The 23197-nt window shown below is 57.0% G+C and carries 26 protein-coding genes and 1 other RNA gene; 12 read left to right on the forward strand and 15 right to left on the reverse strand.

The annotated features are described in order from the left end of the window. Nucleotides 1-54 precede the first annotated feature (54 nt). Nucleotides 55-933, reverse strand: a complete 879-nt coding sequence (locus tag AC1DFB_RS02620; protein ID WP_480922072.1) for a pseudouridine synthase — start codon at nt 931-933, stop codon at nt 55-57. On the opposite strand from AC1DFB_RS02620, the gene AC1DFB_RS02625 reads away from it, so the two are divergent. Next, entirely contained in the window at nt 932-1384 is a 453-nt protein-coding gene (locus AC1DFB_RS02625; protein ID WP_170420696.1) for a nucleoside deaminase, read from the forward strand. The two genes, AC1DFB_RS02620 and AC1DFB_RS02625, sit on opposite strands and share 2 nt — an antisense overlap. Here the strand turns inward: AC1DFB_RS02625 and AC1DFB_RS02630 are convergent. After that, nucleotides 1381-2547: a M24 family metallopeptidase gene (locus AC1DFB_RS02630; protein WP_480922073.1), complete on the reverse strand. Its 1167-nt coding sequence runs from the start codon at nt 2545-2547 to the stop codon at nt 1381-1383. The genes AC1DFB_RS02625 and AC1DFB_RS02630 overlap by 4 nt on opposite strands. Continuing rightward, a complete protein-coding gene (locus tag AC1DFB_RS02635) occupies nt 2547-3239 on the reverse strand; it encodes a metal-dependent hydrolase (RefSeq protein WP_170392232.1) in 693 nt (230 codons plus the stop codon). Before AC1DFB_RS02635 ends, AC1DFB_RS02630 begins: the two co-directional genes overlap by 1 nt. 57 nt (nt 3240-3296) lie before the next feature. Between AC1DFB_RS02635 and AC1DFB_RS02640 the strand changes: the two genes are divergently transcribed. Beyond that, complete coding sequence (locus tag AC1DFB_RS02640) at nt 3297-3980, forward strand: ceramidase domain-containing protein (protein ID WP_170512393.1); 684 nt, start codon at nt 3297-3299, stop codon at nt 3978-3980. A gap of 30 nt (nt 3981-4010) precedes the next feature. On the opposite strand, the gene AC1DFB_RS02645 is transcribed toward AC1DFB_RS02640, so the two are convergent. Both AC1DFB_RS02645 and AC1DFB_RS02650 read right to left on the reverse strand, forming a co-directional pair. Beyond that, on the reverse strand, nt 4011-4574 hold the full coding sequence (locus tag AC1DFB_RS02645) for a DUF4202 domain-containing protein (RefSeq protein WP_480922074.1): 564 nt from the start codon (nt 4572-4574) through the stop codon (nt 4011-4013). A 154-nt stretch (nt 4575-4728) separates the two neighbouring features. Beyond that, on the reverse strand, nt 4729-4887 hold the full coding sequence (locus AC1DFB_RS02650; RefSeq protein ID WP_170401611.1) for a hypothetical protein: 159 nt from the start codon (nt 4885-4887) through the stop codon (nt 4729-4731). Between the two features lie 224 nt (nt 4888-5111). Between AC1DFB_RS02650 and gatC the strand changes: the two genes are divergently transcribed. From gatC to rnpB, 5 genes are all read left to right on the forward strand, one after another. Next, entirely contained in the window at nt 5112-5399 is a 288-nt protein-coding gene (gatC, locus tag AC1DFB_RS02655; RefSeq protein ID WP_170392224.1) for an Asp-tRNA(Asn)/Glu-tRNA(Gln) amidotransferase subunit GatC, read from the forward strand. Nucleotides 5400-5402: 3 nt separating this feature from the next. Further along, nucleotides 5403-6890, forward strand: coding sequence for an Asp-tRNA(Asn)/Glu-tRNA(Gln) amidotransferase subunit GatA (gene gatA, locus AC1DFB_RS02660; protein WP_480752401.1), 1488 nt, complete (start codon nt 5403-5405; stop codon nt 6888-6890). Between the two features lie 41 nt (nt 6891-6931). Then, nucleotides 6932-7636 (forward strand): hypothetical protein, encoded by a 705-nt coding sequence (locus AC1DFB_RS02665; protein ID WP_480922075.1) that lies wholly within the window; start codon nt 6932-6934, stop codon nt 7634-7636. Further along, nucleotides 7575-8291: an N-acetylmuramoyl-L-alanine amidase gene (locus AC1DFB_RS02670; protein ID WP_480922640.1), complete on the forward strand. Its 717-nt coding sequence runs from the start codon at nt 7575-7577 to the stop codon at nt 8289-8291. Before AC1DFB_RS02665 ends, AC1DFB_RS02670 begins: the two co-directional genes overlap by 62 nt. Nucleotides 8292-8415: 124 nt before the next feature. Further along, nucleotides 8416-8809, forward strand: an RNA gene (gene rnpB / locus AC1DFB_RS02675) — RNase P RNA component class A. A gap of 6 nt (nt 8810-8815) precedes the next feature. Here the strand turns inward: rnpB and AC1DFB_RS02680 are convergent. Beyond that, on the reverse strand, nt 8816-9148 hold the full coding sequence (locus tag AC1DFB_RS02680; RefSeq protein ID WP_480922076.1) for a GYD domain-containing protein: 333 nt from the start codon (nt 9146-9148) through the stop codon (nt 8816-8818). Nucleotides 9149-9528: 380 nt separating this feature from the next. Here AC1DFB_RS02680 and rpmG point away from each other — a divergent pair, with 380 nt between their 5' ends. After that, the gene (rpmG, locus tag AC1DFB_RS02685; RefSeq protein WP_010441901.1) at nt 9529-9696 is read left to right on the forward strand and encodes a 50S ribosomal protein L33; all 168 of its coding nucleotides are present in this window, start codon (nt 9529-9531) and stop codon (nt 9694-9696) included. Nucleotides 9697-9903: 207 nt separating this feature from the next. Beyond that, the gene (locus tag AC1DFB_RS02690; protein ID WP_170392214.1) at nt 9904-10410 is read left to right on the forward strand and encodes a membrane lipoprotein lipid attachment site-containing protein; all 507 of its coding nucleotides are present in this window, start codon (nt 9904-9906) and stop codon (nt 10408-10410) included. 294 nt (nt 10411-10704) lie between these two features. On the opposite strand, the gene AC1DFB_RS02695 is transcribed toward AC1DFB_RS02690, so the two are convergent. The 8 genes from AC1DFB_RS02695 to AC1DFB_RS02730 all read right to left on the reverse strand — a co-directional run bounded on the left by AC1DFB_RS02695 (nt 10705) and on the right by AC1DFB_RS02730 (nt 19614). Beyond that, nucleotides 10705-11760, reverse strand: a complete 1056-nt coding sequence (locus AC1DFB_RS02695) for a sn-glycerol-3-phosphate ABC transporter ATP-binding protein UgpC (RefSeq protein ID WP_170401600.1) — start codon at nt 11758-11760, stop codon at nt 10705-10707. Then, entirely contained in the window at nt 11760-13007 is a 1248-nt protein-coding gene (locus AC1DFB_RS02700; protein WP_480503505.1) for an MGH1-like glycoside hydrolase domain-containing protein, read from the reverse strand. Before AC1DFB_RS02700 ends, AC1DFB_RS02695 begins: the two co-directional genes overlap by 1 nt. A gap of 5 nt (nt 13008-13012) precedes the next feature. Next, nucleotides 13013-14221 (reverse strand): carbohydrate ABC transporter permease, encoded by a 1209-nt coding sequence (locus AC1DFB_RS02705; protein WP_480922077.1) that lies wholly within the window; start codon nt 14219-14221, stop codon nt 13013-13015. Then, nucleotides 14221-15453 (reverse strand): carbohydrate ABC transporter permease, encoded by a 1233-nt coding sequence (locus AC1DFB_RS02710; protein WP_480562398.1) that lies wholly within the window; start codon nt 15451-15453, stop codon nt 14221-14223. Before AC1DFB_RS02710 ends, AC1DFB_RS02705 begins: the two co-directional genes overlap by 1 nt. Before the next feature lie 57 nt (nt 15454-15510). Next, nucleotides 15511-16866 (reverse strand): extracellular solute-binding protein, encoded by a 1356-nt coding sequence (locus tag AC1DFB_RS02715; RefSeq protein WP_170392204.1) that lies wholly within the window; start codon nt 16864-16866, stop codon nt 15511-15513. Further along, nucleotides 16863-17909, reverse strand: a complete 1047-nt coding sequence (locus tag AC1DFB_RS02720) for a substrate-binding domain-containing protein (protein ID WP_480922078.1) — start codon at nt 17907-17909, stop codon at nt 16863-16865. The genes AC1DFB_RS02715 and AC1DFB_RS02720 overlap by 4 nt, the downstream gene beginning before the upstream one ends. A 553-nt stretch (nt 17910-18462) precedes the next feature. Next, a complete protein-coding gene (locus AC1DFB_RS02725; protein ID WP_480922079.1) occupies nt 18463-19200 on the reverse strand; it encodes a Bax inhibitor-1/YccA family protein in 738 nt (245 codons plus the stop codon). Nucleotides 19201-19395: 195 nt separating this feature from the next. Further along, entirely contained in the window at nt 19396-19614 is a 219-nt protein-coding gene (locus AC1DFB_RS02730) for a YjiS-like domain-containing protein (RefSeq protein WP_170401585.1), read from the reverse strand. Between the two features lie 127 nt (nt 19615-19741). Here AC1DFB_RS02730 and AC1DFB_RS02735 point away from each other — a divergent pair, with 127 nt between their 5' ends. Continuing rightward, the gene (locus AC1DFB_RS02735; RefSeq protein WP_170401582.1) at nt 19742-20620 is read left to right on the forward strand and encodes a LysR family transcriptional regulator; all 879 of its coding nucleotides are present in this window, start codon (nt 19742-19744) and stop codon (nt 20618-20620) included. Here the strand turns inward: AC1DFB_RS02735 and AC1DFB_RS02740 are convergent. Beyond that, nucleotides 20604-21572 (reverse strand): NADPH:quinone oxidoreductase family protein, encoded by a 969-nt coding sequence (locus AC1DFB_RS02740; RefSeq protein ID WP_480922080.1) that lies wholly within the window; start codon nt 21570-21572, stop codon nt 20604-20606. The genes AC1DFB_RS02735 and AC1DFB_RS02740 overlap by 17 nt on opposite strands. 337 nt (nt 21573-21909) lie before the next feature. Between AC1DFB_RS02740 and AC1DFB_RS02745 the strand changes: the two genes are divergently transcribed. Next, complete coding sequence (locus tag AC1DFB_RS02745; RefSeq protein WP_170343628.1) at nt 21910-22281, forward strand: helix-turn-helix domain-containing protein; 372 nt, start codon at nt 21910-21912, stop codon at nt 22279-22281. Between the two features lie 44 nt (nt 22282-22325). Further along, on the forward strand, nt 22326-23117 hold the full coding sequence (gene hisN / locus AC1DFB_RS02750) for a histidinol-phosphatase (RefSeq protein ID WP_170401576.1): 792 nt from the start codon (nt 22326-22328) through the stop codon (nt 23115-23117). Nucleotides 23118-23197: the final 80 nt, after the last annotated feature.

Consider the following 23197-nt stretch of genomic DNA (forward strand, 5'->3'; position numbering starts at 1 on the left):
AAAATTTAGGCGATACGAGGGCTTGGCGCTAGGGGGAAGGTTGAATAACCCGCGTCACTTGCGAGGTTTCTTGCCGATTGCTGGTCTTTTGCGCTGCGGTCGAGCAGGGCGTTTGGCCGGGGGTATTCCGCTATCCTCAGCATCCAGCCCCAGTTGGTCGCGCATGACACGGCGGCGGATTTCTTCAACCTCGCCGGGTTTCAGGTTGCCCAGTTGGAATGGGCCGTAAGAAACCCGCAAAAGGCGGTTTACCACGTAACCGATATCCTCGATGGCGCGACGGATTTCCCGGTTCTTGCCTTCTCGTATACCGATTGTTAGCCAGGCGTTTGCGCCCTGTTGGCGATCCAGCGTCACCGTCATAGGTTGGAACCGCTCGCCTTCAATCACCAACCCTTTGCGGAGAGGCGCGAAATCCTCGTCCTTGGGGCGCCCATTTACCCGCACCCGGTATTTACGCAGCCATCCGGTCGAGGGGAGCTCCAGCTTGCGCTTGATCCCGCCATCATTGGTCAACAGCAGCAAGCCTTCCGAGTTCAGATCGAGCCGCCCGACGCTCATGACCCTCGGCATCTCCTCAGGCAGGTCGTCAAAAATCGTCTTGCGCCCCTTTTCGTCGCGCGCTGTTGTCACTAGGCCGGGTGGTTTGTGATAGAGCCAAAGCCGCGAGGGTTCGGGCTCGGACACCGGTTTGCCATCGACGGTGATCCTGTCCTTGGCGGTTACGTTCAACGCAGGGCTGCTGATCGCATTGCCATTAACGGTCACACGGCCTGCTTCGATCATGCGTTCAGCTTCGCGGCGCGAGGCGACACCGGCGCGGGCCAGCACTTTGGCGATCCGGTCGCCGGGAGGAGGGGTATTGGTCATCCTCCGGCCATAACCCATCCCGGCGGCTTGCGAAAGACGGGTTTCTGAGGCAGTCAGAGGCATGAAGTTCAGATCCCACATGAAACAGGCGCTGGAACAGGCACAGGCGGCAGCAGACCGAGGTGAAGTGCCGGTCGGCGCGGTGATCGTCGCGCCCGACGGGCAGGTGGTGGCCGCAGATGGGAACCGCACCCGCGAGTTGAATGACCCCACTGCCCATGCTGAGATTCTGGCTCTGCGCGCCGCATGTGCCGCGGCCGGGTCCGAGCGTTTACCCGATCATGACCTTTACGTAACCCTTGAGCCTTGTGCCATGTGCGCCGCAGCGCTGGCCGCAGCCCGCATCCGGCGCATCTACTACGGCGCTTCCGATCCGAAATCTGGCGGTGTCGCGCATGGCGCGCGCGTGTTTTCTCACCCACAGGCCCACCATCGACCCGAGGTCTATGACGGCATTGCCGCCGAAGAGGCTGCCGCGCTGCTGAAACGCTTCTTCGCGGCGCAGCGCGGTTAAGTTTTTACGACCATTTCACGTGGGATATCAGCCAGGGGCTTGCCCCCATCTGACGTCACCACAAAGCTTTCGGTAATCGCCAGTCCCCAGTCTGGAGTCCAGAGGCCGGGCATTAGGTGAAAGGTCATATTCTCTTGCAATTCCGTCGTGTCTCCGGGTCGCAGGCTCATGGTGCGCTCGCCCCAGTCGGGCGGATAGCTGAGCCCGATGGGATAGCCGGTGCGGTTGGCTTTGACATACCCCGCGCGGGCGAAACTGTCATAGACACAAGCCGCGACCTCTTCGCAGGTGATGCCAGGGCGTGCGGCGGTCATTGTGTCGTCGATAGCGGTTAGAACGGCGGCTTCGGCCCGGCGGATATCATCCGGGGGATCACCCAGAAACAGGCTGCGACTGGCGGGGCAGTGATAGCGTCGATAGCAGCCGGAGACTTCGAAATAGGTCGCCTCATCCCGCGCCAGAGGTCGGTCGTTCCAAGTAATGTGCGAGGCAGAAGCCTCACGACCGGAGGGTGCAATCGGCACGATAGCAGGGTAATCTCCGGATAGGCCGGGCAGTCCGGCGATGCCTGCCGCCTGCACTTCGGCGACAAGTTGGTTTTTGGGCAATCCTTCGCGATATGCGTCACGCAGAACACCGTGCATATGTGCGGTCAGCTGACCCGCCTTGCGCATCATTGCGATCTCGGCATCGCTTTTTACGGCGCGCTTCCAATTCACAAGCCCTGTGGCGTCAATCAATGTGCCGAAGGCATGTTCGAGGATACGGTGGCTGGCGGCTGAGTAGTAATAGTTATCCATCTCTACGCCGATACCAGCGGTCCAGCCGCGATTCCGCAACGCAAGGACAAGGGCGTCGACCGGGTGGTGCTCCGGGTGTTGAACATGCTCTTCGGGCCAGTCCAGCAGGTCCTCGGGGTCCAGCCAGGTGGTCTGCGCAGCCCCCGCCTTGTCCTGCGTTCTGCCCCACCAAAGGGGCGATCCGCTGGCGGGCAGGATGACCATCTGCGGTACGTAAAAGCTCCAACCGTCATAACCGGTGAGCCACGCCATGTTCGATGGGTCCGTGATCAACAAGGTCTCGATACCCTGTTGATCCATCGCAGAACGGGTCTTGTGAATGCGGTCAGCGTATTCCTGCGCGCTGAAATCCGACGCGGGCATCAGAGAGAAATCGCCTGCATGACCTCGGGCTCGATTACATCGACACCGGGTAACCCGTCAGCCAATTCCTGAGCCGATTGCGCGAGAATCGGAAAGGTCTTGTAATGGCACGGGATCACTGTCTTGAAATTGAAATACCGCTTGGCAGCATAGGCAGTGCCCTTCATGTCCATGGTAAAGTGGCCGCCTGCCGAAAGGATGCCGATATCGGGTTTGTAATAATCACCCATCCACTCCATGTCGGCCATAATGTCGGTGTCGCCAGAGAAATAGAGCATACGGTCCTCGGACGCGATCATATAGCCGACCTCGGTTCCACCCGTACGCAGACCATCAGGCGTCGAGAAGGTCGAGCTGTGCGAGGCAGGCACCATCGTTAATTTGACACCGTTTAGGTCAACAGTGCCACCTTTGTTGAATCCGACCGTTTCAATACCTTCAGCCTCGGCCCAGTAGCCCATCAGGTCGTATTGCCCGACCACGGGCACGTTTAGATGTTTGGCCAGCGGCAGCACATCGACGACATGATCGAAATGAGTATGAGTCAGCAGGATATGCGTCGCGCCCGCAACGGCTGCGTCATGCTGATCTTCGGGCAAAGACGGGTTGCCCGTCAGCCAGGGATCGATCAATAGAACTTGTCCTGCTGTTTCGATGCGAAAGCTGCCATGTCCCAGCCAAATGATATCCATAGAGAATCCTCCCATTTTCCGCTTGGAGTCAGCCTAGCATCGGCTATGTAAAAATCTATGGATTGGACGCAGTATGTTGATGGATATTGTGAGCGGCTCTCGCCCGCGTATTGGGCCGAGCCAATAAACGCGATTACCAATGCGGCCTTTCTTATTGCTGCATTTGTGATGTGGCAAAGGGCGCGCGGGCAGGGCGCACCGTTGGCGATGGCTTTGGTTGTCATATTGGCGATGATCGGAATTGGCAGCTATCTGTTCCATACCCATGCGCAGGTTTGGGCGGCGATCTTGGATGTGACGCCAATTCTGCTGTACATCCTCGTTTACATCTACGCAGTGAATCGCGATGTCTGGCGGCTGAGCAACAGATACGCGCTGGGTTTGACCGCGCTGTTCTTTCCATACGTGGCGCTGACGATCCCGCTATTCCAGTTGGTGCCTAGGCTTGGTGGCTCGGCGGCATACGCCCCAGTCCCTCTATTGATTCTGATTTATGCGGTCCTGTTGCGCCGGAAAGCCCCGGACACTGCGCGTGGGCTGACAATAGGAGCAACTGTCCTGATCACCTCGATCACCTTTCGATCCCTGGACACTCCAATTTGCGGGTATCTGCCAACGGGGACGCATTTTATGTGGCACATTCTGAATGCAGTTATGCTGGGCTGGATGATTGAGGTTTATCTGCGGGCGATCCGAAATCCACCTGCCGGAGCTGCGGTGGCTGCAGGATCAGGGCATTGATCAGAACCACCTAAGCATCTTCCTGATTGGTTAGTCCCTGAACGCAGCAGCCAAAGCCTCGGGCAGATCAATTTCAGCCAATACGCGCGCGCGGCCTTCGGCTGACATCTTGAAAGCCGTTTTTTCAACAATGCGCTGGATTTTTTCGGCGGAGTGCTTGGCGGCAAAAGGTTCAAAGTACCATTTCAGAAAAACGAAACAGATCACGTCCTCAAGCGCCTGTACCTCGGCATTGCGCTTGATCCCCTGTTTGCGCAGCATTTGCCCGACGGCTTCTATATCGTCCGCACCATATTCAGCCTGTTCCATGAATCCTTGCACAACGTCAGCGTGATATACGCCTTGCGCCTTCCTCCAGGCCAGATACCCTGCACGTCCTTCGGGGTATTCAGTGCGCTTTAGCTTCCAGCGTTCGACATGCTGACCACGTGCGGCGATCTGTAAAGCATCCGACGCATCGGGAAATAGCCGATCCAGCTCTGCGCTCATGCGTTGGCCATAAAGCAGTTCGACCGGCTGGCCGTCCTCTATATTAGGGTCTTGCGCATTTGCTGCGTCAATTGCGTCCAGAACGGTTTGCTTGCGTGTGCTCATTCTCTGCTCCGTTAGCTCGCCTGAACTGCACCTGACGGGTGGTTCGGCGTTTGATCCAAGACCATGCTAACGAGTTGTTGGAATGGGTGCAGCAGTCAATTGTAAAAAGCGCCGGATCGGGAGGGGGCGTACCGATCCGGCGCGCAGGTCAGGGTTATTTGCCTGCCTGGGTGTGGTCCCTCGTCACGGGCTCCGAAACAGGCGCGGGGAAGCTAAGGTTTCGGGTCAGATTGTTCATATCGATACCCAAAGCCAGGGCGGGCGAGGTCAGAACCAGAGCGGACAATATGAAGGCGGGAAGAAGGGTTTTCATGAGGTGTCTCCGATTTCTCGTTGCGTCACGATATTGAGGTGAACTGTTCGGTTCATTTTTTCAATGGCAAAACTGAACTAATCGGTTTACTTATTTGCATATCAGCCATTCAAATATGCATGGCAGCTGGCGATATTGGGTTTGAATCCGCGTCTGCCGCCTGTCGCTCTTGCGAGTGTTGCGGCAGGCAGGTAAACGCCCCCTAACGTAGATGAGGGTTTCCGATGTCGATTGACCAAAGCACCGCCGCCAAGGTGGCCAAACTGGCCCGGATCAAGGTCGAGGATGATGCGCTGCCTGCGCTGGCGTCCGAGTTCAACAATATCCTCGGGTTTATCGAGCAACTGAACGAAGTGGATGTCGAAGGCGTCGAGCCGATGGTCTCGGTTGAGCCGATGCGACTGAAGCGTCGTCAGGACGTGGTCACCGATGGAAACCAGCAGGACAAGGTCCTATCCAACGCCCCCGATGCGCGCGAAGGGTTTTTCGCTGTTCCAAAAGTTGTGGAGTAAGTCATGAGCGAACTGAACAAACTGGGCCTGGCCGAGGCCCGCGACGCGCTGCGTGCCAAAGAAGTGACCTCGGTCGAACTGACCGAGGCCTGCCTCAAGGCCATTGACGAAGCCGACGCGCTGAACGCGTTTGTCCACAAGACGCCCGAGATCGCGTTGGAGCGCGCCAAGGCGGCGGATGAGCGGATCAAAGGCGGCGACGCGCCTTCGATGTGCGGCCTGCCGATCGGTATCAAGGACCTGTTTTGCACTAAGGGCGTGCCCTCGCAAGCGGCCTCGAAAATTCTCGAGGGGTTCAAGCCCGAATACGAATCCACCGTGTCGCAACAATTGGCGGATGCTGGTGCTGTGATGCTGGGCAAGCTGAACATGGACGAGTTCGCGATGGGTTCGTCTAATGAAACATCCGTTTACGGCAATGCGGTCAGCCCGTGGCGGCGCGGCAATGACGATGCACAGCTGACACCCGGCGGCTCGTCCGGTGGCTCAGCCTCGGCTGTCTCGGCTGACCTGTGTCTGGCCGCGACCGGTACCGATACCGGCGGTTCGATCCGCCAGCCTGCTGCTTTTGTCGGTATCACCGGCATCAAGCCAACCTATGGTCGTTGCTCGCGCTGGGGCATTGTGGCCTTCGCCTCTTCTCTGGATCAGGCCGGTCCGATGACCAAGAACGTCCGTGACGCAGCGATCATGCTGGAAACCATGTGCGGTCATGACCCCAAGGATTCCACCAGCGCCGAGCTGGCCGTGCCAAATTTCGAGGCGATGCTGACCGGCGATATCAAAGGCAAGAAAATCGGTATCCCCAAGGAATACCGCATGGACGGCATGCCTGCCGAGATTGAAAAGCTTTGGGCCGATGGCACCGCTATGCTGAAAGACGCAGGCGCCGAAATCGTCGATATCTCGCTGCCGCATACTAAATACGCGCTGCCTGCCTATTACGTGATTGCTCCTGCCGAGGCGTCGTCGAACCTCGCCCGCTATGACGGTGTCCGGTATGGCCGCCGAGCACAGCTGGCTCAGGGCGATGGCATCACCGAGATGTACGAAAAGACCCGCGCCGAAGGCTTCGGCCATGAGGTCCAGCGCCGGGTGATGATCGGCACCTACGTGCTGTCTGCAGGCTTCTATGACGCCTACTACAACCGCGCCCGCAAGGTCCGTACCCTGATCAAGAAGGACTTCGAAGATGTCTTTGCCGCAGGCGTTGATGCGATCCTGACCCCGGCAACGCCGTCGGCCTCGTTCGGTCTGGGCGAGATGACCGAGGCTGATCCTGTTCAGATGTACCTGAACGATGTGTTCACCGTGACAGTGAACCTCGCTGGCCTGCCCGGTATTTCGGTTCCTGCTGGTCTGGACAAACAGGGCCTTCCGTTGGGTCTGCAGCTGATCGGCCGTCCGTGGGAGGAAGGCGATCTGCTCAACACCGCCTACGCGCTAGAGAGCGCGGCTGGGTTTGTGGCCAAGCCCGGAAAATGGTGGTAATCCTCAATCCTGACACGGCAATAAAGAACCGGAGCAGCCAAATGCGCAAATTGCTTCTGATCCCGGCCCTTGGGCTGATCGCGGCATGTGATACCGTTACCCCTGTTTCGGGTACCGGTTTCAATACGCCGGAATATCAGGCGCAGCGCGAGGCCGAACTGGCCGGGCAGGGTCTTGCCGGTAATCCGCTTGCACCACCCGAGGCGGTTTCCGAACAGCCGCTCTCGGCGCAGGGGGCTGTTGGTGCCGCACCAACAGGCGACGCCTCTGACATCGCCAACCAGACGGCCATTGCCTTGGCGAATACGTCGGGTCAAGAGACGCGCGTCGCGCCTCTGACTGCAACAAACAACCCAAGTATCTCTGATGAGCAGGATTTTAAGGCTGTCTCAAACCGTCGCAGTATCGATGCCGACGCCGCTCGTATCGAACAGAATCGGCAGTCTTACGAGGTCGTCGCCCCTACTGCCGTGCCCGAGCGCGGCTCTGACGGGCAACCCAATATCGTGCAATACGCCCTGAGCACTTCGAACCCCATCGGTACCCAGTTGTACAGCCGAGCCGGATTTAACCTGCAGGCCAAGGCACAGCGCAACTGCGCTCAGTTCGCATCTCCTGATCAGGCGCAGATTGAGTTTCTGTCGAATGGAGGCCCCCAGCGTGACCGCAAAGGGCTGGATCCGGATGGCGACGGTTACGCCTGCGGCTGGGACCCCAGCCCGTTCCGCAGTGCCGTCGACAACTAAGCTCTCCCCCATCTGGCACCCATCGCCCAATTTCGGCCCCCGCCGGAATGGGCTGTCACCCAAGCTGATCGTGCTGCACTACACTGCAATGGGGAGCGCTGCTGCCGCGCTTGAACGTCTTTGCGATCCGGGTCCCGAGGTTTCCGCCCACTACCTGATCGGTCGCGACGGTGCGCTCTGGCAGCTTGTCCGAGAGGAAGATCGCGCATGGCACGCCGGGGCAGGGGAGTGGCAAGGGCAAGCCGACATAAACTCCCGCTCGATCGGGATCGAGCTGGACAATGGCGGAGATCACCCGTTTGCCGAACCCCAAATGCGTGTATTGGAACAGCTTTTGCCCGAACTTATGCAGCGTTGGACCATCGCGCCAGAGGGTGTGATCGGGCATTCCGACATGGCACCGGGCCGCAAGTCCGACCCCGGCCCCCGGTTCGACTGGCAAAGGCTGGAACACCAGCGCCTTGCCGCTCGGCGTGGTACTGCCCTCGAACCGAACGTCAACTTCCGCGAGCTGGCGCAGAACAGGGGCTACACAGCGACAAGCGACGAGAAGACGCTCCTAAATTCCACACGCCTGCGCTATCGCCCGTGGGCCTCAGGCCCCTTGCACCCCGATGATCTCAAAGCGCTCTGTCCGCTCCCAAAATCGACCTGATCCGCCCTTCATCTGGCCAAAAATATCTCGGGGATGAATTGGCCGTAGGCCAAGAAGGGGCTGGCCCCTTCACCACCCCAACCCCTCTTGACGCCATCACGCACAGAGCCTACCCAACCCACGCGCGGAGGGCCGGATGGCCGCTGGGGTCGTAAGGCCCGAGAGGAAAGTCCGGACTCCACAAGGCAACGGTGCCGGGTAACGCCCGGGCGGGGAAACCCGACGGAAAGCGCCACAGAAATCAAACCGCCACACATGTGTGGCAAGGGTGAAACGGTGGGGTAAGAGCCCACCGCGCCGCTGGCAACAGTGGCGGCACGGCAAGCCCCACCGGGAGCAATGCCGAATAGGGTCCCCGCGCGGGCCGGTCGGTGCAAACCGATACCGCCGCTAGGCATGCCTTGGCCGAGAGGGACCGGGTTGGCAGCTCGAGCCGCGCAGCGATGCACGGCCTAGAGGAATGGTCATCGAAGGGGGCAACCCTGGAACAGGATCCGGCTTACAGGCCCTCCGCGCATATCCTGTTAGCCGCCCGGAGGTGTGTAGGTGCCGCCAAGTGCTGCAGCTTTTTCGGCGACGGCAACAAATTCCTGCGCCGACCATGCGCGAACGGTCTCGATCCTCGAAACCGCACCCGTGCCCGCGACGGCCATGCCAATTGCCACAGCATCTCTGCCTTCAGGCAGTTCGCTGATAACGACGACATCATTGCCTCCAGTGGTTATATAAAATGAGATCAGTCTGCCGCCTGCTTTCTCAAGCAAGGCCTTGACGGGACCGGTGCGATCTTCCGGTTTTGCCAACATTCCTTTGACCCCATCTTGCGAATAAGACGCATAGGTAATGAAAACTGGCATATTTCTCTCCCTTGGTTGCAGTTTATTCGGAGCGCTAATAGCGGCCGACTCCTTGGCCGTGTCGCGTGCAGGATTGCGCGCAAACCGGAAATGACCCGGCCAAATAGACAGCCGGGCGTTGCTATAGTTGTGAGCGGTGTTGTCTGCCGGAATTTACATCCAGCCCGGTATTACCTAAGTCCGCAAAACGGGCTTCGAAGGTTCCGGCGACACTATCACAGAATCGTGAGCGTTCCAAATCGGCTGCTCTTGAAGCCGTGTCAGGAATTGTTCCCCCAGTGCGGCGAATCCGGTTGACTTGGGCGCATGAGCGGTTAAAAGCGCACGCTCATAAGGATTCAACCGAAAGGCCCCTGCCTTTTCGGACGCAGGAGATAACCATGGCGAAGCCGACGACAATCAAGATCCGTCTGAACTCGACCGCGGGCACGGGCCACTTCTACGTGACCAAGAAGAACGCGCGCACCATGACCGAGAAAATGACCATTCGTAAATACGATCCGGTCGCTCGGAAGCATGTCGAGTACAAAGAAGGCAAGATCAAGTAATCTGCCCTCTGACATACTTTTTGAAGAAGGACTCTGCCATGCAGGGTCCTTTTTTGTATTGTTTTGGGGTATCTCTTGGTCGGCCTAAACCAAGCGGGGGCGTTGCAGGGGCGCATCAGAGGTTTGGGTGTTCTGAATCTCAGCGGCTTGCTTTTTCTAATCCCCTGCCGCTACGCTTCAGCAACCCTTTCCAAAATGTTGACCGCCATGAAAAAAATCTTGTTGCCCGCTCTTGCTGTTCTGACATTGTCAGCCTGCGAAGACCCCTTTAACCGCGAAGGTGTTGGTTTCACCGGGATTGATGGTGAACCGCGCACAGTGTCGGATGTAAAAGGCGCCGTAGCCTTTTTGCCGCCAGAAACCAACATCCCGGCGGAACTGGCCAAGCTACCAACGGTCCAGGTTACATCGGACAAAGCCGAGCTTGAAAAGATCGCGGGTGTCGCTATCGATAATGGCGGTCGCTCAGATGCGAATTCAGTTCAACTCACTGGCAGTGATACCAATCTGTACCTGAGCAATGTCAGTGTAAACGGTCAGTTGTTCGGCGTCCTGCGTACGGAAAACAACTCCACCAAAGTTGATACATCGGTGGGCTCGGCCTTTGGCGCTCAAACGGAACGCTTTACCGGATGCTTGCCCGCAGGTGATGTATACCGCAAGGGTTCGTCTGAGCGCAGTTCGGGTTTTGCAGTGCCACTGAACTGCCGTTAATTTAGCTTACACAATCTAAGTAAAAGCCCCCGCCATTGGCGGGGGCTTTCTAGTTTCAGAGTTTCTGCAAGTCTTACGAGGCGCTGAACAAGGGCCCAAACCCAGCAGCGGTCATTCAATCCATATGACACACCGGACGATGATCACGCGAGTTCAGAGGCCCCCGCCATCCGTAGGCATCCAAGCAAGCGCTATGCGTGTTCTCTATTTCGCCTCACCGCCAAAGAATAATCAGTGGTGAAACTCAGCCCCGATCAGCAGAACTGTTTAACCGCAACTGATAGGAAGCCACGTTCATTGCTCTACCAATGCCTGCCCATTCTCGTCAAAGAAATGAAGTTTGTCGGTGGGGAAATGCAGGCCGATCTTTGCCCCAGGCTTTAGAGCGGTGTCCCCATTCAGGCGCACGGTAACCTTCTCTTCGGCGCCGCAATCCACAATCAGAAAGGTATCTGCCCCCAGATACTCAATCACCTCGATGATGCCATCACATTGCCCATCGCCCGATGATACAACATCGATGTGTTCGGGGCGAATGCCGAGTTTGCTTGCTACACCCGAGCGTGCAAAGCCGCCGCCTCTGCCATGTTCCAGAGTGTAGCCATCATTCTGAGTCGTGCACGGCAATATGTTCATTTTGGGGCTGCCAATGAACTGTGCGACAAACAGGTTGGCAGGGCGTTCGTAAAGTTCGCGGGGTGTGCCGACTTGCGCGATCTTGCCGTACTCAAGCACGACGATGCGGTCGGCCAATGTCATCGCTTCAACCTGATCGTGCGTCACGTAGATCATTGTGCGCTTCAGGTTCTGATGAAGTTTCGCGATTTCGTAACGCATTTCGACACGAAGCGCTGCATCAAGATTCGAGAGCGGTTCATCGAACAGAAACGCCGTCGGGTCGCGCACGATAGAACGACCAATTGCAACGCGCTGCCGCTGTCCACCGGACAGGTCCTTGGGGCGACGTTCCAGAAAAGGTCCCAGCTTGAGAACCTCGGCGGCTTTATTGACCTGCTCTGCTATCTCGGCCTTCGGAACACCCGCGACCTTAAGTGAGAACCCCATATTTTCGGCGACCGTCAGGTGGGGATAAAGCGCATAGGACTGGAACACCATCGTCAGACCCCGCTTGGAGGGTGGGTGATCCGTGACATCATTGCCGTTGATTAGTAGCGATCCGCGCGAGATATCTTCAAGCCCACCGATCATGCGAAGCAGGGTGGATTTTCCACAGCCCGATGGACCGACGAAGACGATGAATTCACCTTCATCAATCATTAGGTCAACGCCTTTGATGACCTGGGCCGAGCCAAACCACTTTTCGACGGATTTTAGTTCGATGCTGCCCATTAGTTCCTCCCTGCCCAATGCAGCCAAACCGCGGCTGTCCAGGTGAATGAATTCCCTCCGGCAGGGCTGCCGGTCAGAGGATCGTAGTATTCAGCGAAGCCGTTTGTTGCGATCAGCTGCGACGTTTTCTGGCGCAGTGCCTCGGCTTCTTCGAGGTGCCCCATATCCGCCAATCCAAACCCGATCAGCATATTCATGAACCCCCAAGTGGGACCCCTCCAGTACCTGCGTTGGTCGAAGTTGGGCATCGCGGGATCATAGCTGGGAACTGGAAAGGGTACTTTTGCAAGCGTCGCCTGCAGGCGCTCCAGCATGTGCTGTGAATCAAGTCCCCCAAACCAGCAAAGATACGACGCGTTAGAGATGCTTCCGGCCCAATCACCAGTCAGCGCATCACGCGAGTCGAACGAGCTCAGCGTTTCGTTCCACAAAGATCGCGCGCCCGCTTCGAGCCTTTGAATGTCGCTACTTAGTCCATCCGCAGCAATTCCAAGCCTTTCGCTGATCTCCTGCAGATCGCGTGCGGCGCGCAGAGTGATAAATGTCATCGTCGGATCTGCGACTCGGAAGGGATTCAGGCTCAGCAACTTCTGTTGATCCCAGTCGGCCTGACAGCCGATCTGAACCAATTTGATATAGCGGTCATAGTCGTATTTGGTCGGTCGGTCTGCACTGTTGACGTGGCTTGTGTCACGGCGCTGGTAGTCTCCGACACCTGTGGGATCTACGCCCTCCATTGCCTTGTCCCAGTCCGGTGCATTGTCGCGACCAGCTTCCCACGGATGCGTGGTGCAGACCGCGCCGTGTTCGTCGAGTCGCCATCTCATGATCCAGCGATGCCACGCCAGCAGAGATGGGAAGAGCGCGCGAACGCGGTCCGCGCCTGCATCGCCATCTTTTTCCCAGATCTTCCGCGCCACAGTTGCAGCCACCGGGGGCTGAATGATGCCAGAGGACGGGATCGGCCCGTGGCCACCCCAGACATCCGGGCCGGGGTAATATCCGTCATCCTGTTTGTGAAAAAGGATATGCGGCACCATTCCATCATCCCATTGGCCCGAGAACAGTGTTTCTAGTTCCACCCAGGCTCGATCAATGTCGAACTCGGCAAAACCAAGCGCCGCAATCGCGCTGTCCCAATTCCATTGATAGGGGTAAAGGCCTTCGGTCGGGATGGTGTAGCCGCCGCGATCATTGGCAACCAGGATGTTGCGCGCCTCGCGATCAGGGTTGGTATGTTGGTTCATCTCAGTCATCCTTTGACAGACCCGGCTGTCAGGCCTTTGGTCATGAAACGTTCAAGTCCCAAAAACAGCGCCATAATCGGAACAGTGGCGATCACCGCACCCGCCATCAGGTGTTGTCGGGGAATTTCCGAGGAGTTCAGCATCGTGACGCCTCGGGTCAGGGTAAATTTCGAAGGGTCGTCCAGCAGCATGAAGGCCAGCAGGAACTCGTTCCAAGCGATCATGAAGACGTAGAGCGAGACCGACGCCAGCGCAGGCAGGCTAAGCGGCAGCGTAATCTTCCAAATCACTGCCAGCCGCGACAGCCCATCCATGAGACCGGCTTCTTCCACTTCAGTCGGCAAACCACGGAAATAACCTTGCAGCATGTACAGCGCGACAGGGATCGTCGTGACCGGGTAGATCATCACGATGCCAAGTATCGAGTTGCGCAAGCCAGTCAGCGAGAACGCGATATAGATCGGCAGCGCCAGAACGATCATCGGCACCATGTAGATCAGCAGAATCGAGCGCGAGAATGCCTTTTGCCCTGAGAAACGGAACCGCGCCACCGCATAGGCTCCGGGAACGCTGAACAGCAGGGTGATAAAGACCGTCAGGACCGAGACGTAGAGCGAGGTCCAAAGATAGGTGCCGAAGTTGAAATCGCGAAACAGCTCGGTATAGCTGCGAAACAGCGCGGTGCCTTGTGACAGATCTACCGAGAAATCCAGCGGGTTCTGCAACAGGGCCTGTTGCGACTTCAGGCTGGTCATCACCATCACATAGAACGGAATGATCACGATCGCCGTGAAGAAGATATAGCCAAAGCCCGTGCAGAACCGGATCACGGCCTCTTCGTACTCGTGTCTGGTGAGCTCGCCGAACGGTGTCTCTTTCAGGATTGCAGCAACGGATAGGTGCATCACGACTGCCATCGCTACCACGGTGACCAGTATTGCCTGCATGGATGTGTCAGAGCCGATCAGGACAGGCCCGACTCCGGTCAGGCAAGACAGGCCTAACAAGGCGGAAACACCCAGTCGGGCCGGTGCGCGTTGCGCCGGGAAGCGGACATACACCAGACCGGCAACAGCCCCCCACATCAAGCAGAGCAAGACCTGTGGCCGGAACGCAGCCCCGGTCGAGAATGACATGGTGATGGCGACAGTAGTGGCGATCACCACCAGCCAGAGCGCGCCTAGAATCGGGGCGGTTATATACCCTTTGCGCATCACAAACCCTCCTCACGACTGATGAAGCGGAAGAAGACGAAGCTGAAGGCGATCAGGCACATCAGGATCACAACGGCCACCGCTGCGCCAGCGCCGATGTTCGAAACCGCAAAGGCCTGTTCATAGACATTTACGGTCAGAGTACGGGTGCCGGCATTGCCGCCGGTCAGCAGGAAGATGTCGTCGAACTTGTTGAACGTCCAAATGAAACGCAGCAGGAACAGTACCGACAGGATGCCCAGCAGTTGCGGGATGCTCAGTAGCCAGAATTTCTGGAATGGTGAGGCTCCATCCATATCTGCTGCTTCATACATGCTGGAGTCGATTGATTGCATCCGCGCCAGAATGAACAGGAACGACAGCGGGAAATAGCGCCAGATCTCGAACACTGTCACCATGATAAGCGCCAAAGGGCGTTCCCCGAAGAAGTTGATCGGTTCACTGCTTAGTCCCATCTGCACCAACAATGCGTTGGCAGAACCCGAGAACGGGTCGAACAAGGTGACCCATGTGAAGGCCACAGCGATGACCGGCGCCACATAGGGGAACAGATAGAGGCCGCGTATGAATCCTTGTCCTTTGAAGCTTTTGTTCAGCAACAAGGCTGCAAACAGGCCCATCACCAAAGCTCCAATGGTGCCGACCACGGTGTAGAACAACGTAACCCACAGCACGCCCCAGAACTCGTCTCCATCAAAGACACGGGCGTAGTTTTCCAGACTGAATTCAAGGTTGGTCAGGACGCTGGGTCCGCTCCCGGTCACGCCGGGCTCTGATCCTTCGAGCAGCTCTTCGAAAGCGTCCGGATCTCCGTCCAAGGTGACCGGAATACGGATGCGTTCGCGTTGACCGCCTTCCAGTGTGCCGAAATCGCAGAACAGGTCTTGCCCGTCCAGAACACAGGGACTTGCAACTTCGCGCGCCGTCACGCCGTCCGGTAGAACATCTGTCAGGGTGACGCCGACAACGGCGATGTCCTGACTTGAGTTGCGGACGCGGTATTCAATCCGCAGATCCTCGCCAGATCCGCGCAAGCTTTCACGCACCACAGGTGCAGGCGGACGAAGGTCAGACAGGGTGAAGGGCTTGAAGCTGATCCAAAAGATCGCCAGCAAGGGCAGGATCACCACAAGCGATACACTGATCACTGTCGGAGCCAGCAGCGTCCAGGCCAGACGCGCCTCGCGTTTGGCTAGCGCCCCGGTTCCGGTCGGTGGGGTGGCCGAAGACATGGGATACCTCGAAGGGTTGGGTGCAGCGGCGCAATCGCCGCTGCATGTGTCACAAGGTTACTGAACCTTCGCGAGCTCGTCGTTCATTGCGGCCACTGCAGCGGCGGCATCGATTTCATCGTCGATATATTGGCGCACGACCCGGTTAATTGCCTGGCTGTTGATCATTTTGGACGCCAAAGCCAGCTGGCCTTCAGCAACGCCCCAGCGCTGCGCCACGTCCAGACCGCCGACGATCTCATCGATCATCGCCTGATCATACAGCTCGCCCAACGGGGCTTTGCGGTCCACGCCAACAGGCAGCTCTGCCCATGCTTCCGAGAACGCGGTCGGGTTGTCAGCATTACCGCGACGGACCGGGAACTTGCCCTCGGGTGCGATGGCCAGTGTTTGAGTATAGCCGTCGTCCATGGCGAATTTCACGAACTCCATTGCCGCGTCGGTGTCAGCGTCGTTGGTGATGCCAAAGTAACGAACGTCACCCCAAGCCGCGCCATCCGGGTTCGATGGGCCCGAGAAGTTAGTGACGATACCGGTCTTCGAGGCCAGATCGCGCGAGGTCGGATCATCGTTGATCGTCGGCGGGGCGCTGTCGCGCAGACCGGCCAGTTCGTCAAGGATGAAGGGCGACCAGATGATCATCGCTGCTTTGCCATCAAAATACAGCTCGCGCGATTGTTTCCAGAATAGCTCACCCGGGGGCGAGGCTTTCGAGATCGCCTTGTAGAAATCCAATACCTCAATGGTCTTGGCTTCATCCAGCGGTTGGAAGCCGTCCGCGCCAACAGGGGTCACGCCATTGGCGAGGAACACATGCTCCAAAACCTGACTCATGAAGTTTTCATCAACTTTGGTTGCAGCAACGAAACCGTACATCTCGGGCGGGTTGTGCAACTGCTCCAGCGCAGCGACGACGTTGGCGAATGAGTTCGGGGCCTCAAGGCCCGCTTCATCAAACAGGTCTTTGCGGTAGACAACCATTTGGGTCCATCCATCGACCGGCACCGATGCGGTTTCGTCATTGAACGCCGCCATACCAAGCGCGCCGGGGGCGAAGGTGTCGGCGCCCAGTTCTTCGATCACTTCGGTGGCGGCTTCGGTGTCCAGAATGCCCGCTTCAGCCCATGGCAGGGCATATTGCAGCGGATGATAGACCACATCTGGCAGGTCACCGGCGGCAAATGCTGCTGTGGCGCGTGTACCCAGATCACTTTCGGTGACCGGGATAACCTCGACCGTGGTGCCGGTTTCAGCCTTGAACTGGTCAGCCATTTCCTGTTGCTTGGCCAGCCGCTCGGGCTGTTCTTCGGTGGTCCAGAAGCGGATCGTATCCGCCTGAGCTGACGTCGCCGCCAATACTAGCGCAAGCGATGTTCCAAGCATCATTCGCGATGCTAAAGGTGCAAGTTTCATAGTCGGTTTCCTCCCCGGTTATGATCTTTTGAAAGTTGAATTTTTCGGGCCAGTTCCTCGGCTGTAACGCTTGGTGGCCCGTCGGAACTGCGTTCGATCAGAACGGCCTCACCAATCTCACGCAGATCTGCGGGCGCTTCACCGCGAGTCTGACTGATCAGCATCGTCGCAAGGCGTTCTCCTGCCCGCTTAGAATCGACGCTGAACGTGGTAAGACCAGGGCTGACATATTGGCATTCAGGGATGCCGTCATATCCCAAAATCGATACATCGTGCCCGACCTCGAGGCCCAGTTCTGCACAGACCGAGTAACACCCCAGCGCAGCAAGATCTGTTGCAAACACTATTGCAGTAGGTGGGTGATTCAGCGTCAAAAGCGCGCGTGCCTCAACCGCGCCCTCGTCGCGCGTACGAGCACCTTCCCGGATCAACTCAGGATCGGCAGGCAAGCCCGCGATCTTGAGACCTTCGAGATATCCGTCACGGCGCAGATGGCTGTAGTTGAATTTCGGATCGCTACCGACATAGCCGATACGCGTATGGCCAAAATCGACGAGCCGACCGACCGCATCACGGGTTGCAGATTCACCCGAAATGTCGAACCAGGATGTCTCATCCTGCCAGTCCGCCTGCCCATACCCCGTGCGGCCATACATGATGAAGGGAACCTTCAACTCTTGCAGGTATTTCACCCTCGCATCGTCGACCTCGGTCCGGGGCAGAATGAATCCATCGGCTTTGCGCTCTTCGACAAGCCGCCCCAATACATCAAGCATATCTCTTTCGGACTTCGCCGTAGAAATCGTCATCGTCCAGTCGGATGCGCTCGCCGCTTCGCATGCTCCGGCCAGAAAATCCTGAAGAAATGGATTATGCCGGTCTGGTTCTTCGCTGTTGATGACCATGGCGATGGCGCGCACCCGCCCGGTTCGTATCGCCTGCGCATGGCTGAGTGGGCGATAGCCCATCTTTCGCGCCGTGGTTTCAACGCGCTTTCTCGTGGATTCCGAGATGTCGGTATATCCATTCAGGGCGCGGGACACCGTGCTCTTAGAAAGCCCAAGATGATCGGCCAATTGATCCAGTTTTACCCTGCCGGGGCCAGAATGACTCCGGGGGCGAGACTGCGGTTGCTGGAGACTTGGATTCGTCATCATTCTTCTATTTGTTTTCTCCGAAACCGGTTTCGGCAATCAAAATTATGAAATTCTTTGATTGGATCGACCAAGTACACGAACGTTCCAATGGCGAAAGGCGCTGATGAACGCATATGCAAACTTGCAAACGCGGCTTTCAGAGTGGTGCAAAATTAGGGTTGCGCCAACATGGTTGACTGCCGACTGCTACAGTAACTGCAGGCTGATCATTGTTCGCGGAGCTTTGATGGGAATCGGTGAATTGAGCATGAGGACTATGCGTAAATACGGGCGACTATCCGGCTATGAGGGCGTGTAAAATTTGTGGAGGCAAAATAAACTGGTCGGAACATCATGCGATTTCACCAAGGCTTGGTATGGGCTTTTGAAGAGCAACATAAAAAAAGCCCCGCTTAGCGGAGTGCCAAGCGGGGCTTTCTGTATTCTGTTGGAAGCAGTTTTATTCTCTGTTACCCAGTAGTTGCAGCAGGAACATGAACATGTTGATGAAGTCCAGATACAGGTTCAATGCACCCATGATCGCCGCTTTGCCAAGCCATTCCTGATCGCCAGCATGAGCCATCTGCAGATAGGTGGTTTTGATCTTCTGCGTGTCATAGGCGGTCAGGCCGGCAAAGATCAGCACACCCAGGATCGACACTGCGAACATGATCGCAGGCGACTGCAGGAAGATGTTGATAACCATCGCGACGATCAGGCCAATCACACCCATCATCAGGAAGGTGCCCATGCCGGACAGGTCTTTCTTGGTCACATAACCGTACAGCGAAAGACCTGCAAACGCGATCGAAGTCACCAGGAATACCTGCGCGATCGAGATGCCGGTGAATGCTACGAAAATCCAGCTCAGCGACAGGCCCATCACGGCTGCAAATGCATAAAAGAGCAGCTGTGCGCCGGACGCCGAGAGGCGGTTGATGGCGGCGCCAAAGCCAAACACCATCGCCAAAGGTGCAAACATCACGATCCAGCCCAGGATATTGGGGCTCAGCGTGACCGGATCACGGAAGATCGACAGCAGTTGCGGGCTCGAGCCCACGGCCCATGCCACGGCAAATGTGATCAGCATGCCTACGGACATCGTGCCGTATACTTTGTTCATATGGGCGCGCAGGCCCTCGTCTATCTCGGCAGCGCGCGCGCCGGACGCCGTCCGGATCGTGTCGAATTGTGCCATATAGGGGTCTCCCTTCAATATTCTGTTCGCAGCCCACGGATGCGAGCCGGTTTCCCGGTAAATATCGGAGAGTGTGGCCCTCGTTTCAAGGGTTTTAAGCCTGAAACTCAGCAAAACTGTCGGCAATTTTTGCAACTGTCGCCAAAAAACCGGCGGCTTGGTCGCCAAATCCCTCAAGCCGCCGGTATTTTCGAATTAATACAGATGTTTGTGCCAGCTGTCGGGCGCGTCCCAGAACGGGCGCTCTGCTTCGTTACGCGCGTCTTTGCGTGAAACGCCGATGTCATTCAGTGCATCATCATCAAGCTGGGCGAGTTCGCGACGCTGACGAGCGAGGCTAAGCAGGTCAAGTATCCGGTCGCCAATTGCCTTACGCTTGATGCGACGAGGGGTTGAGATGGCTATATGGGTCATGAGTATTGCCCTTTCCTGATTGTCTGATGAAACGTGGCGTTTCAATCAATTTCCTTGATCTATATGGAGCAGTCTGACATATTTTGGAAATGAATGTTTATGACGAGTCTCATAAGGAATCTTGAACATGCGAAATCTGGACATCACTACATTGCGGTCTTTCGTAGCTGTTGCTGATCATGGTGGCGTGACGCGTGCCGCTGGATTTCTTCACCTCACGCAATCTGCGGTCTCTATGCAGCTAAAACGGCTGGAAGAGCTTTTGGGCCTGGAATTACTGGATCGATCCGGTCGAACCATCGCGCTAACGGCGTCCGGAGAGCAGTTGCTGGCTTATGCGCGGCGGATAATTGCGTTGAATGATGAGGTAATCGGGCGGCTGACGGATCAGGCGTTTGAGGGCGAGGTCGTGCTAGGCGTACCGCATGACGTCGTTCATCCGTTCATCCCGCGCGTGTTGAAGCGTTTCAATGCCAGCTTTCCTCGGGTCAGCGTAAACTTGGTCACTTCCAACACGCGGCACTTGAAAGAAGAGTTCGCACGCGGAAGCTTCGATCTGATTGTGACTACGGAATCGGGTGCGGGCGAAGGTGCCGAAACCCTGCACCATATGCCTTTGCGTTGGGTTGGCGCGCTGAACGGATCTGCCTGGCGCCAAAAGCCTTTGCGGCTGGGGTTTTGCCGGAATTGCATTTTTCGCCCAGTCGCGACAGCGGCGCTGGATGATGCGGGAATCGAATGGGATATGAGCATCGACAGCGATTCCGACCGCACCGTTGAAGCCACCGTCAGCGCTGATCTGGCTGTGGGAGTTTTGCTGGAAGGCACCCAGCCCAGCCATCAGGAACTGATTGACCATGCCGGGGTTCTGCCGGATCTGCCTGTGCAGTTCATCAACCTCTATGGTGCCGAGCGGGTACGTGAGGAATACGTATCAGAGCTTGCGAACCTACTGCGCCAAAATTTCAATCATCCAACGGCGCAGCCGCTTAAAGTGGCGAGTTGATGCGGATCACCACCTTGCCAGTGGATTTGCGATCGCGCAGCAGTTCCAAACCTTTTGCTGTATCCTGCAAGGGCAGGACGTGGCTGATATGAGGCTTTATCCGGCCCTCAGAATGCCAGCGGAACAAGGTGCTGAAGCTGTCGCGCACGATCTCGGGTCTGAAATTCAGATAGCCGCCGATATATACGCCGATCACGGTCAGGTTCTTGACCAATAGATGGTTGGCCGGGATCTGGGGCACCTCACCTGCCGCAAATCCGATCGGTAACAAGCGGCCTTCCGGGTTGGTCGCGCGGAAGGCGGCCTTGAAGACATCTCCACCAATCGCATCGTAGACCACGTCAGCACCACCCAGAGCGAGAACGCGGTCGCGCAGGTCTTCGCTTGCGTCAAGCAAATGGTCTGCACCAGCTTTTTGTGCCACGGCCAATTTGTCCTGCCCGCGGGCTTGGGCGATGACTGTCGCACCCATCAGTTTTCCGATTTCAACTGCGGTCAATCCCACGCCACCGGCAGCACCGGTGACCAGTAGGGTCTCGCCCGGTTGCAGTCTCGCCCGGTGCGCAAGAGCAATATGGCTGGTGCCATAGGCAATTTGGATTGCGGCCGCGTCTTCGAAACTCATGGAATCTGGAAGGGGAATTGCCCGGTCCGCATCAAAAACGCCTGATTCGGCCAGGCCGCCTTGACCTGAATAGACTGCAACACGATCGCCCAACTTCAAATGCGTAGCATTGTTTCCAATTTCGGTGACAATCCCTGCAATCTCCATGCCCAGCGTAAACGGTGCTTCGGGGGTGTCTTGATACGTTCCTTTCTGCATCAGAAGGTCTGCAAAGTTCAGGCCGCAGGCGCGGATTGCGATACGAACTTGGTTCTCTTGCAGCGGTGCTTCGCGTGTTTCGCATAGCTGAGCGGGTGCCCCTTTGGTCTCGATACGAAATGCCTGCATCATTGGTCTCCGCTCTTTTGTCGCCATAGGCCGTTTGGCTTGACCGTTTGTCAATTCCATTCGCAATCTTCACAGCGTTAAACTGAATAGGGTGGATCAACTGTTTCCCATTTAGAAACTATCAATCTCTATGTTGGCCGTACAACCACAAACCACTGTTCGAATTCTCTGATTCAACCAGCTTGAAAAAATAGCGGATTGCGGCAATATTGTACTATGGTGCTGTTCGGGGGGCACGATCCGAATTAGGGAGTTCTTAAGCAGCGACCCGCTAACTAAGCGGCGATGGCTGCTGTCGCGGTTTCCCGGACAGGTGTTTGTGTAAAGGAGACTACCAATGACCCATCACGTCGATGTCCATGTGGGCAAACGCGTCCGGCATCGCCGCTGGCTGATTGGCATGACTCAGCAGCAGTTGGCGCAGCAAGTTGGTATCAAGTTTCAACAAATCCAAAAATACGAAACAGGGGCCAACCGGATAAGCGCATCGCGTTTGTGGGACATTGCCGAAGCTTTGGATGTTCCAGTCAGCTTTTTCTTCGAGGGTCTTGAAGAGGCTCAGAAGTCGGATGCAGACAAGAAATCGGTTCCTGCGGATTTGATGGGTGATAAAGAAGCGCTTGATCTTGTTCGCTCGTATTATGCGATCCCGGAAAACCAGCGTCGCCGCCTGTTTGAACTGGCACGCGTGCTGAGCGACGTCGCCTGATACAAGCGCTTGACTTCGCGGGGTGTGGGGCGCACGGGTAAGCAATGCAAAACACCCTACGAAGCGATCTAGAGATTGCCGAAGAAATGGCCGACGCTGCGCGGGCGGCCATTCTTCCGTTTTTCCGCCAATCTAACCTGAAGACAGACAACAAACTCGATGCCGGTTTTGATCCGGTGACAGCCGCTGATCGCGAAGCAGAAAAAGCAATGCGTAGGGTGCTGGCTGATCACCGGCCTGAGGACGGTATCCTGGGGGAAGAGTTCGGTCATTCCGAGGGAACAAGCGGACGAGTTTGGGTGCTGGACCCAATTGATGGCACGCGCGGTTTCATAAGTGGTACGCCCACATGGGGTGTCTTAATCGCCCTGAGCGATGAGACTGGACCGAAGCTTGGTGTGATCGATCAGCCCTATATCGGCGAACGTTTTATCGGAGATAAAGAGCACGCCTTTGTCAAAGGCCCTTTGGGACGCACCGAACTTGGGACGCGTGACACTCGATCTCTGGACCAGGCGATCATCTTCACCACCTTCCCGGAGGTTGGCAGCGCGGTCGAGGCCGCCGCCTTCAAGGCGGTTTCTCAGAAAACGAAGCTGACACGCTATGGGATGGATTGTTATGCCTACGCGTTGCTCGCTGCAGGTCAAACCGATCTAGTGGTCGAGGCCGGATTGAATTCCTACGATATCCAGGCCCCAATCGCGGTGATCGAGGCCGCGGGTGGTATTGTGACGGATTGGCAGGGCAATCCGGCTCATAATGGTGGGCGTGCGCTCGCTGCAGCCAATACTGAGATTCATGCGGCAGCGCTAGAAATTCTGAAGCAATACTAAACGGGTTGCCGACCCTTCTTTGCGACTTTAAACTGATCACGGCTGGTTCTTACGCCCGTTTTCCACCAGCCCATCACTCC

The sequence above is a fragment of the Ruegeria sp. S84 genome, assembly GCF_056583445.1.

Bases quoted from the DNA above. Each gene is read 5' to 3' on its own strand.
- AC1DFB_RS02715 (WP_170392204.1), bottom strand. From the start codon at position 16,866: ATGAAACTTGCACCTTTAGCATCGCGAATGATGCTTGGAACATCGCTT.
- AC1DFB_RS02640 (WP_170512393.1), top strand. From the start codon at position 3,297: ATGGATTGGACGCAGTATGTTGATGGATATTGTGAGCGGCTCTCGCCC.
- AC1DFB_RS02730 (WP_170401585.1), bottom strand. From the start codon at position 19,614: ATGACCCATATAGCCATCTCAACCCCTCGTCGCATCAAGCGTAAGGCA.
- AC1DFB_RS02745 (WP_170343628.1), top strand. From the start codon at position 21,910: ATGACCCATCACGTCGATGTCCATGTGGGCAAACGCGTCCGGCATCGC.
- AC1DFB_RS02710 (WP_480562398.1), bottom strand. From the start codon at position 15,453: ATGTCTTCGGCCACCCCACCGACCGGAACCGGGGCGCTAGCCAAACGC.
- AC1DFB_RS02645 (WP_480922074.1), bottom strand. From the start codon at position 4,574: ATGAGCACACGCAAGCAAACCGTTCTGGACGCAATTGACGCAGCAAAT.
- gatC (WP_170392224.1), top strand. From the start codon at position 5,112: ATGTCGATTGACCAAAGCACCGCCGCCAAGGTGGCCAAACTGGCCCGG.
- AC1DFB_RS02680 (WP_480922076.1), bottom strand. From the start codon at position 9,148: ATGCCAGTTTTCATTACCTATGCGTCTTATTCGCAAGATGGGGTCAAA.
- AC1DFB_RS02700 (WP_480503505.1), bottom strand. From the start codon at position 13,007: ATGAACCAACATACCAACCCTGATCGCGAGGCGCGCAACATCCTGGTT.
- AC1DFB_RS02735 (WP_170401582.1), top strand. From the start codon at position 19,742: ATGCGAAATCTGGACATCACTACATTGCGGTCTTTCGTAGCTGTTGCT.
- AC1DFB_RS02695 (WP_170401600.1), bottom strand. From the start codon at position 11,760: ATGGGCAGCATCGAACTAAAATCCGTCGAAAAGTGGTTTGGCTCGGCC.
- AC1DFB_RS02690 (WP_170392214.1), top strand. From the start codon at position 9,904: ATGAAAAAAATCTTGTTGCCCGCTCTTGCTGTTCTGACATTGTCAGCC.
- AC1DFB_RS02635 (WP_170392232.1), bottom strand. From the start codon at position 3,239: ATGGATATCATTTGGCTGGGACATGGCAGCTTTCGCATCGAAACAGCA.
- AC1DFB_RS02625 (WP_170420696.1), top strand. From the start codon at position 932: ATGAAGTTCAGATCCCACATGAAACAGGCGCTGGAACAGGCACAGGCG.
- AC1DFB_RS02650 (WP_170401611.1), bottom strand. From the start codon at position 4,887: ATGAAAACCCTTCTTCCCGCCTTCATATTGTCCGCTCTGGTTCTGACC.
- gatA (WP_480752401.1), top strand. From the start codon at position 5,403: ATGAGCGAACTGAACAAACTGGGCCTGGCCGAGGCCCGCGACGCGCTG.
- AC1DFB_RS02705 (WP_480922077.1), bottom strand. From the start codon at position 14,221: ATGCGCAAAGGGTATATAACCGCCCCGATTCTAGGCGCGCTCTGGCTG.
- AC1DFB_RS02740 (WP_480922080.1), bottom strand. From the start codon at position 21,572: ATGCAGGCATTTCGTATCGAGACCAAAGGGGCACCCGCTCAGCTATGC.
- hisN (WP_170401576.1), top strand. From the start codon at position 22,326: ATGCAAAACACCCTACGAAGCGATCTAGAGATTGCCGAAGAAATGGCC.
- AC1DFB_RS02725 (WP_480922079.1), bottom strand. From the start codon at position 19,200: ATGGCACAATTCGACACGATCCGGACGGCGTCCGGCGCGCGCGCTGCC.
- AC1DFB_RS02620 (WP_480922072.1), bottom strand. From the start codon at position 933: ATGCCTCTGACTGCCTCAGAAACCCGTCTTTCGCAAGCCGCCGGGATG.
- AC1DFB_RS02630 (WP_480922073.1), bottom strand. From the start codon at position 2,547: ATGCCCGCGTCGGATTTCAGCGCGCAGGAATACGCTGACCGCATTCAC.
- AC1DFB_RS02665 (WP_480922075.1), top strand. From the start codon at position 6,932: ATGCGCAAATTGCTTCTGATCCCGGCCCTTGGGCTGATCGCGGCATGT.
- AC1DFB_RS02670 (WP_480922640.1), top strand. From the start codon at position 7,575: ATGGCGACGGTTACGCCTGCGGCTGGGACCCCAGCCCGTTCCGCAGTG.
- rpmG (WP_010441901.1), top strand. From the start codon at position 9,529: ATGGCGAAGCCGACGACAATCAAGATCCGTCTGAACTCGACCGCGGGC.